Consider the following 9,229-nt stretch of genomic DNA (forward strand, 5'->3'; position numbering starts at 1 on the left):
CATATATTGATTTTCGTAATATTTCTCGTAAGCGCCCGTAATGACATTGTTTAACCAATCTTCATTCTGCAGATACCAGATTACGGTCTTTTCAAAACCTTCCTCAAACTTAATCGCAGGTTTCCAACCCAATTCTTTTTGTAATTTGGAAGAATCTATAGCATAACGAAGATCGTGGCCTGCCCTGTCTTTTACAAAAGTAATCAATGCTTCCGAACTTCCTTCAGGCCTGCCCAGCTGCTTGTCCATAATCTGGCACAATTTGCGGATCAGGTCAATGTTTGCCCATTCGTTATTACCGCCAATATTATAGGTTTCACCAGGTTTCCCTTTATGGAATATCAGGTCTATTGCCTTGGCATGGTCTTCAACATACAGCCAGTCCCTGACATTAATCCCTTTTCCATAAACCGGAATGGATTTTTGATGTTTTATATTATTGATACATAAAGGAATAAGCTTTTCGGGGAACTGATTGGGGCCATAATTATTGGAACAGTTGGAGATAACCGCAGGAAGGCCAAAAGTATGAAAATAAGCACTTACCAAATGGTCGCTGCTTGCTTTTGAAGCTGAATAAGGGCTGCGGGGATCATAAGCAGTAGTTTCAATAAATTTCCCCTCTTTCCCTAACGAACCATAAACCTCATCAGTGGAAATATGATAAAACAATTTACCCTCTTCATGTCCTGTCCATATTGTACGGGCAGCATTCAACAAATTTACCGTACCAATAATATTGGTATGAATAAAGTCCATAGGATGAGCAATAGATCTGTCAACATGAGACTCGGCAGCCAGGTGAATTACCCCGTCAAACGAATATCTTTTAAATAACTCGTCAAGAAAAGGGGCATCGGTGATATCTCCTTTTACAAACTTGTAATTTGGCTTCTGATCGATATCCTTGAGATTTTCAAGATTGCCCGCATAAGTAAGTTTGTCGAGATTTACGATCTGATCATCGGGATATTTATTAACAAATAAACGGACTACATGAGAACCTATAAACCCTGCACCTCCGGTAATAAGAATTGTTTTATTCATTTTTAATAATGGTTATTTAGTCCTGCTTCTGTAACTTTTTTCCCAGTTCCAAGCAGAAGCTAAAGTTTCTTCAAGCGATTTCTCTGCTTTCCATCCCAATTCATTGTTTGCAAATGATGTGTCGGCCCATACCTGCTCAATGTCACCTTCCCTGCGGCCAACTATTTTATAATTCAGTTTTACGCCTGTGGCTTTTTCAAAGGCCTTTATGATTTCAAGTACAGAAACTCCATTGCCTGTTCCCAGGTTAAAGACTTCAAAAGTTTTTTTATTCTTGTCTTCAATAAGCCGTTTGATAGCAACTACATGAGCTTTGGCCAGGTCAACCACGTTGATATAATCGCGGATGCATGAACCGTCCGGAGTATTATAATCATCCCCAAATACTTTCAATTGCTCGCGGATACCAATAGCCGTCTGGGTAATAAAAGGAACCAGATTATTCGGGACACCCAGGGGCAATTCACCAATCAAAGCCGATTCATGTGCTCCAATGGGATTGAAATAACGCAATGCAATGGCTTTTATAGGACTTTGGGCTGTGATGGCATCCTGAATGATTTCTTCAGCAATCTGCTTTGTATTGCCATAAGGAGACATGGCTTTTTTAATAGGGGCTTCTTCTGTAACCGGCAATTTATCGGGTTGGCCATAAACCGTACAGGATGATGAAAAAACAAAATTTGTAACCCCGTACACCGGCATGGCTTCAAGCAAGTTGAGCAATGAAGTCAGGTTATTCCGGTAATATTTTAAGGGAAGGTTCACCGATTCTCCTACAGCCTTATGCGCAGCAAAATGAATAATGGAGCTTATTCCCGGATATTTGACAAAGAACTGATTTACCTTCTCCTGGTCAACCAGATCGAATTGTTCAAAAGCCGGACGTTTCCCGGTTATTTTCTCAATTCCGTCCAAAACCTCAATCGAAGAATTTGAAAGATTATCAATGATGACCACGTCAAAACCTGCATTCATCAGCTCAACCACCGTGTGTGAGCCAATGTAACCCGTACCTCCGGTTACTAAAATCTGATTTTTCATATACTTCTAATTTTTGAAGTTACAAATATAAGTCAAAATTCTATTCCGATGACTTTAGAATACTTATTCAAAAATGAAATTCGATTTTTAACAATAAGTTTCTTGCATATTATTGATAAATTATGTATCTTACTTATTAATAAGGGAATGCAAACAAAGAATAAATTCCGAGTACATTAAATGACTAATAAATTCAGAACTTATGCTTGTTAAAACCTATGGAAGTGCCGTGTATGGGATAAAAGCAACGACCATCACCATCGAAGTCAATATTTCACAGGGTATTAACTTCTATATTGTCGGTTTACCCGACAGCGCCATAAAAGAAAGTCAGCAGCGTATTGATTCTGCCCTGCGGACCAATGGTTTCAGAATGCCCGGATATAAGGTAGTCATCAACATGGCCCCTGCGGATATCCGCAAAGAAGGCTCGTCTTATGACCTGCCCTTAGCCATAGGTATTTTGTGCGCTTCAGAGCAAATTTTTGCCAACGACCTGGACAAATATATCATCATGGGTGAACTTTCGCTGGACGGCAGCATGCAGCCGATCAAGGGCGTCTTACCCATCGCCATCCAGGCCCGAGAAGAAGGTTTTAAAGGACTTATTCTGCCCAGGCAAAATGCACGCGAAGCGGCCATTGTGAACAACCTGGAAGTGTACGGCGTTCAGAATATAAAGGAAGTAACAGATTTTCTGACCGGCACCAAACCACTGGAACCCACGGTTGTCAATACCCGCGATGAATTTTATTCCAATGTCAACAACTATGATGTTGATTTTTCGGACGTAAAAGGACAGGAAACCGTTAAAAGGGCCCTGGAAATAGCTGCTGCCGGAGGTCATAACATCATCATGATCGGCCCTCCCGGTGCAGGCAAAACCATGCTGGCCAAAAGGATTCCAACGATCATCCCGCCCCTTTCGCTCCAGGAAGCGCTTGAAACCACCAAGATACATTCCGTGGCCGGGAAAATTGCCCGGGATGCATCGCTGATCACCCGGCGCCCCTTCCGTTCGCCTCATCATACGATTAGTGATGTAGCCCTGGTAGGCGGGGGAACATACCCTCAGCCCGGAGAAATTTCTTTGGCCCATAACGGAGTCCTTTTTCTTGACGAATTGCCGGAATTTAAGAGAACTGTCCTCGAGGTCATGCGCCAGCCGCTGGAAGACAGGATGATCACAATTTCCAGGGCTAAATTTACCATAGAATATCCGGCAAGCTTTATGCTGGTGGCATCCATGAATCCTTGTCCCTGCGGATACTATAACCATCCGGAAAAAGAATGTGTCTGTTCTCCCGGTGTGGTGCAAAAGTATCTGAACCGTATATCCGGTCCCCTGCTTGACAGGATTGATATCCACATCGAAGTGGTCCCTGTTTCTTTCAATAAACTTTCTGATAACCGGCCTGCTGAAGGCAGCGAAACCATCCGCAAAAGAGTATCCGACTCCAGAAAAATCCAGGAAGAAAGGTTCAAACTAACCAAAGGAATTCATAATAATGCCCAAATGAACTCCAAACTTCTCAGAAAATATTGCCAGATAGATGAGACAGGCCAGAACCTGTTGAAAAATGCCATGGAAAAATTAGGCCTGTCGGCCAGGGCCTACGACAGAATACTGAAAGTATCCCGGACAATAGCCGATCTGGACATGAGCGAAAATATAAAAGCGGTTCATCTTGCCGAAGCCATACAACTGAGAACTCTTGACCGCAACAACTGGGCAGGATAATTTAAAGCATGAACTGATATCTGAATTTTCTCCGGATTATTTCCAATTAAAGAGTTAAAAACTAAAAATTTAAGCCAAAAAGTATGATAAATTTAAAATATTGTTATATTTGATAACAAAAAAAACCAAAGCTTATTATGAACAGATACCTCTATTTATGCATCACACCGGAATCGTTGATTTCGTCGATGTTACCACCTGAAGAATTTGGTTCTTACATGGCAGTGGGCACCAGAAAGCAATCACGGGGACAGGTCATATTCTTTGAAGTTGACCAGAATGTAGCAAACCATTTAATACCCTGGGATTACGTGAATGTCAGATGTGTGCCCAAGGATGACGGAACTCCAAAAAGTTCAGTATATCTTTCCATTTACCGCGTTCTGGAATCAGTACCCCTGAATGCACTGTTAAGTCTTTACCTGGTTACAGATGATGGAAAGACTCTGGAACTGAAAAAACAGGATTATCAACCCAGGGAGGAAACCAAAACCCACCTTCACCTCTACCAGGAGCTTTGCCCGGTTACCCCCTTGGTCGCCAGCAGCCTGCCACCAGCCAAGTACCTTAAATACATGACCGATAATTCCTTGACTGTAGCATATCTGCCTAAATTATTGTTTGTCGAACTGACTCTTGATAAACTTGCTGATAATCCCGAAAGCGGCTCTGCTGAACACTTACCTTATTCCAATATTGGGCATCTGAGAGACTGCCTGATGACTTTGAGCGATGAAAAAGAAAAAAACAAAAAGACTGTAAACAGGTACTTTAATGGCACTCTTCTTTACAGAACTTTAAAGAATGGCTTTTTCGTGGGTTCAAAAGATGAGTTGTTATACTATCCTTATCCAAGTATGGCAGAATTAGAGGATAAACATTATGAATTCTGGCGTTCAATTTAATCCTCGCATGTTCTACAACATCTTTTTTGAGGTTTGAAAGATTCAAACCTCTTTTTTTGTGAACGTTGCTTAAAAATAATTGGGGCTTCATACAAGCTTTATTCCAAAAAATTAGCATAGGTTTGAAAAAATTATATTTTTGTGCTAACTAATTAATCTTATAAAATCTAATTAATAGAAAGGGTATATTATGGTTAGTCTTCCAGGAGCTAGTAACTTTGAAATTGTAGCCATTTGGATTGTTTTGGCTATTGCTTTCATTGGACTTGCTTACGCATTGTTGCTGCGAAAGCAGGTTCTGAAACACGACAAAGGAAATGAAAAAATGCAACAGGTTTGGGGCGGAATACGCGAAGGTGCTGAAGCTTATCTTCATCGTCAATTAAAAACGATAATCCCCCTTATTATTGTTTTTACAGTTATTCTTTTCTTTTCGGTTTACATTGTTAAACCAAGCGAAGGAGCATCTCTGAGGTTTCACAATTATTCTGAAGATCAAATAAAATTAATTGTAGGTTTTGGCCGTGCAATTGCTTTTATTCTGGGCGCTTCTTTTTCTCTGATGGTTGGCCAGTTCGGCATGCGTATGGCCGTCCAGGGTAATGTTCGGGTTGCTTCTGCTGCCAACAGAAGTTTTGCCGAAGCTTTAAAAATTGCATATCGTACAGGTACCATTACAGGTATGCTTACTGATGGACTTGGCTTATTGGGAGGTACTGTAATCTTCATGATATTTGGTACTGCTTCACCGGATGCCTTGCTGGGTTTCGGCTTTGGCGGAACATTACTGGCCCTGTTTATGAGAGTTGGCGGTGGAATTTATACAAAAGCCGCCGATGTAGGTGCCGACCTGGTTGGTAAAGTCGAAGCCGGACTGCCTGAAGACGACGAAAGAAATGCTGCTGTTGTTGCCGATCTCGTGGGCGATAACGTGGGTGACTGCGCGGGTATGGCCGCCGACATTTTCGAATCCTATGAAGTTACTATTGTTTCCAGCTTGATCCTTGGTGTGGCTATGTATGCAACCCCCGGGCTGCCCAGTTATCATCAGCTGATGTGGATTATTTTCCCGCTTTTGGTCCGTGGAATTGGCGTTTGCTCCTCCATTATTGGAACCTACCTGGTTAAGGGCAGCAAAAATGATAAGGAAGGTAATGCAATGAAATCGATAAACAAAGGTTTTTATACCTCTGCAGCCATCAGCATCATTGCCTTTGCATTTATTTCTCATTTTTACATGCACGAATGGAGGGCCTTTTTCTCAGTAGTAGTAGGTATTTTATTAGCCATTATCCTCGATGAAATTACCAAACACTTTACCGACGGACACTTCAGACCGGTACGGGAAATCGCTAAGAATTCTAAAACAGGTTCAGCTACCTTGCTTTTGAAAGGACTTGGTTATGGCTTCGAAGAAGCCGTTTGGCAAACTCTCGTCATTGCGTTAACCATTCTGGCTGCAGTGCTCATTTATTGGGGACAACCGGCAGTTAGCGTTTTATACGGAGTTGCCATGACCGGTATTGGAATGTTAACCCTCACCGGTAACAATGTAGCTATGGATGCTTTCGGGCCTATAGCTGATAATGCTAACGGTATTGGCGAACTCTCCGGTATGGATAAAAATGCCCGTAAAATTATGGATCACCTTGATTCGACTGGAAATACTACTAAAGCCATCACCAAAGGTGTAGCAATCGGATCAGCCGTTATTGCTGCTGTTTCCTTGTTCGGATCTTTCCTGACTGATGTAGGAAGTGTTCAAACACAGCTGGGTGTCGTGGCTTCAAAAGTCATTTCCAATACAGGTATAAGAATTTCTGTCCCCACTGTATTTATAGGCTTCCTAATAGGAGGAGTTGTTCCGTGGCTCTTTTCTTCACTGACCCTCAACGCAGTAACCCGTGCTGCCGGTTTGATTGTTAACGAAGTACGCCGTCAACTACATATACCGGGGGTTATAGAACGAAGAGTAAAACCGGATTATCAAAACGCTGTTGATATCTGTACTGTCGCTGCCCAAAGAGAATTAATCCCCCTGGCCCTGATCGCTGTTCTTTCCCCTATTCTGATTGGCATATTCCTTGGAATTGAAGCTTTAGGCGGTTTCCTCGCCGGTGTAATCCTTTCCGGACAAATGCTTGCCGTATTTATGGCCGGCTCGGGCGGTGCCTGGGACAATGCCAAAAAAATGATCGAAGATGGCCTGTATGGCGGTAAAAATTCAGATGCCCATAAGGCAGCTGTAGTAGGTGATACGGTCGGCGATCCTTTAAAAGATACCGCAGGACCTGCACTTAACCCAATGATCAAAGTAATCAACCTGGTTTCCCTGCTTTGTGCACCGGTTTTGGTGGCTTATCATCAGACTGATGCAGGGATGATTACAACAGCCATCATCTGTGCAGTTATTATTGCCGGCTCGGTTATGTTCTCCAAACGCGGTGGGTTTAAGAGTAAACCATTTGAAGAATAACTTAATCATTTAATTTCACCCTAAGCCCCGGAAAACCGGGGCTTTTTTATTTTTTCAAACCACCTTAATTTTTTATGTTTTTTAAGGCTTATTAAAGGCTGACTCAAAAATAACCCCCTAAATTTAAAACCTTATTTCTTCAACAATTCTTATCTTTGCCTCATCTTTATTAAAATTTGAAGGTATGGCTCAAAAATATGATTTTTTAGTAATAGGTTCAGGAATCGCAGGACTAAGTTTCGCCCTAAAAGTGGCAGATTATGGAAAGGTTTGCTTGCTGACAAAAGCTAACCTGGATGATACAAACACCCGGTATGCACAGGGAGGAATTGCTGCAGTGACCTACCAGCCTGATAATTTTGAAAAACATATACAGGATACCTTGATTTGCGGCGATGGGGTATGTGATGAAAAGGTCGTCAGAATGGTTATAGAAGAAGCTCCCAAACAAATAAAAGAGTTGATCAAATGGGGAGTTTGTTTCGACCGGAAACCCGACGGGGGATATGACCTTAACCGTGAAGGGGGTCACTCCGAACACAGGATTCTGCACCACAAAGACAATACAGGAGAGGAAATAGAAAGGGCATTATGTGCCAAAGTCAGAACTAATCAAAATATCGAAATCAAAGAACATTATTTTGCCCTGGAACTCATTACTCAGCACCATTTAGGAGAACTGGTGAAAAGAAGCCGCGCAGATATAGAATGTTACGGCGCTTATGCCATAGATTTCAAAAGCCACAAGGTAGAAACCATACTTTCGAAAGTAACCATACTGGCCACCGGAGGAAGCGGTAATTTATATAACACCACAACAAATCCGCCTACCGCCACAGGCGATGGCGTTGCAATGACATACAGGGCCAAGGGTTTGATTGAAAACATGGAGTTCGTGCAATTTCACCCAACTTCCCTTTATAATCCCGGGGAACGCCCCTCCTACCTGATCACTGAGGCCATGCGAGGATTTGGTGCCGTTCTTAAAACTCAGGACGGCGTTGAATTTATGTCCAAATATGACCCGAGGAAAAGCCTGGCACCCAGAGATATCGTGGCACGTGCCATCGACAATGAAATGAAAATCAGCGGCGATGAATTTGTCTGCCTGGATGCTACCCATCTGGATCATGAAGCACTGGTAGATCATTTCCCTAATATTTATGAAAAATGCAAAAGCCTGGGAATTGATTTTACCCGGGATATGATTCCTGTGGTTCCTGCTGCCCACTTTATGTGCGGTGGTGTAAAAGTGGATACCAACGGGGAATCGACCATCCACCACTTATATGCTGTAGGAGAAACTGCATGTACCGGACTGCATGGTGCAAACCGGCTGGCATCCAATTCCCTTCTCGAAGGAATCGTTTATGCCGAAATGGCTTCAAAGCATTCCGTTGAACAGATTAAAAACATTCAGTTTAAGGAAAACGTTCCCAACTGGAATGATAAAGGAACCACTCATCCCGAAGAAATGGTTCTGATTACTCAGGATTTTAAAGAAGTACAACAGATCATGAGTTATTATGTCGGAATAGTACGGTCAGACATTCGGTTGAAAAGGGCACTCGACCGGCTTGAAATTATTTATAACGAAACAGAAGAATTATTTAAAAAATCCATTCTCTCCCAAAGGTTGTGTGAACTCCGTAATTTGATCAACATTGGGTATTTGGTTATTCGAATGGCTCAACAAAGAGGTGAAAGTAGAGGACTACATTACAACATAGACCACCCAAAAATATAAGTTCATCAAAAAAACTAACTTATACTTGTAGATATTTTTTTGCTGGTTGAAATTTTTTATCTTTAACAAAAAACTAAAACCAAAATGGGAACTGAAAGTAATACTCTTCTAGTTACTTGGGATTTTAGCCCTGTTTCAGAATATGCTCTGGAATATGCTACGGTCATTGCCAAAAAACTATTTAAGGTAATTCAGTTGATTCATGTAATCAAGCCAAATCTCCCCCAACCTGAAAAAGAAAGAATCAGACAGGAATTAAGTACCATTAC

The 9,229-nt window shown here is 41.9% G+C and carries 7 protein-coding genes; 5 read left to right on the plus strand and 2 right to left on the minus strand.

Annotation, left to right across the window (positions count from 1 at the left end):
* Together rfbB and galE are read right to left on the minus strand one after the other, a co-directional pair.
* A partial coding sequence (gene rfbB / locus Q8907_08425; GenBank protein MDP4274287.1) for a dTDP-glucose 4,6-dehydratase occupies nt 1-1,047 on the minus strand: 1,047 nt, incomplete at its 3' end.
* 12 nt (nt 1,048-1,059) lie between these two features.
* On the minus strand, nt 1,060-2,091 hold the full coding sequence (gene galE, locus Q8907_08430; protein MDP4274288.1) for a UDP-glucose 4-epimerase GalE: 1,032 nt from the start codon (nt 2,089-2,091) through the stop codon (nt 1,060-1,062).
* A gap of 202 nt (nt 2,092-2,293) precedes the next feature.
* Between galE and Q8907_08435 the strand changes: the two genes are divergently transcribed.
* From Q8907_08435 to Q8907_08455, 5 genes are all read left to right on the plus strand, one after another.
* The gene (locus Q8907_08435; protein ID MDP4274289.1) at nt 2,294-3,832 is read left to right on the plus strand and encodes a YifB family Mg chelatase-like AAA ATPase; all 1,539 of its coding nucleotides are present in this window, start codon (nt 2,294-2,296) and stop codon (nt 3,830-3,832) included.
* A gap of 137 nt (nt 3,833-3,969) precedes the next feature.
* Nucleotides 3,970-4,737: a hypothetical protein gene (locus Q8907_08440; GenBank protein MDP4274290.1), complete on the plus strand. Its 768-nt coding sequence runs from the start codon at nt 3,970-3,972 to the stop codon at nt 4,735-4,737.
* Between the two features lie 190 nt (nt 4,738-4,927).
* Nucleotides 4,928-7,213 (plus strand): sodium-translocating pyrophosphatase, encoded by a 2,286-nt coding sequence (locus Q8907_08445; protein MDP4274291.1) that lies wholly within the window; start codon nt 4,928-4,930, stop codon nt 7,211-7,213.
* A 184-nt stretch (nt 7,214-7,397) separates the two neighbouring features.
* Complete coding sequence (gene nadB / locus Q8907_08450) at nt 7,398-8,960, plus strand: L-aspartate oxidase (GenBank protein MDP4274292.1); 1,563 nt, start codon at nt 7,398-7,400, stop codon at nt 8,958-8,960.
* Between the two features lie 84 nt (nt 8,961-9,044).
* A partial coding sequence (locus Q8907_08455; protein MDP4274293.1) for a universal stress protein occupies nt 9,045-9,229 on the plus strand: 185 nt, incomplete at its 3' end.

This window comes from Bacteroidota bacterium, assembly GCA_030706565.1.
Lineage (GTDB): Bacteria > Bacteroidota > Bacteroidia > Bacteroidales > JAUZOH01 > JAUZOH01.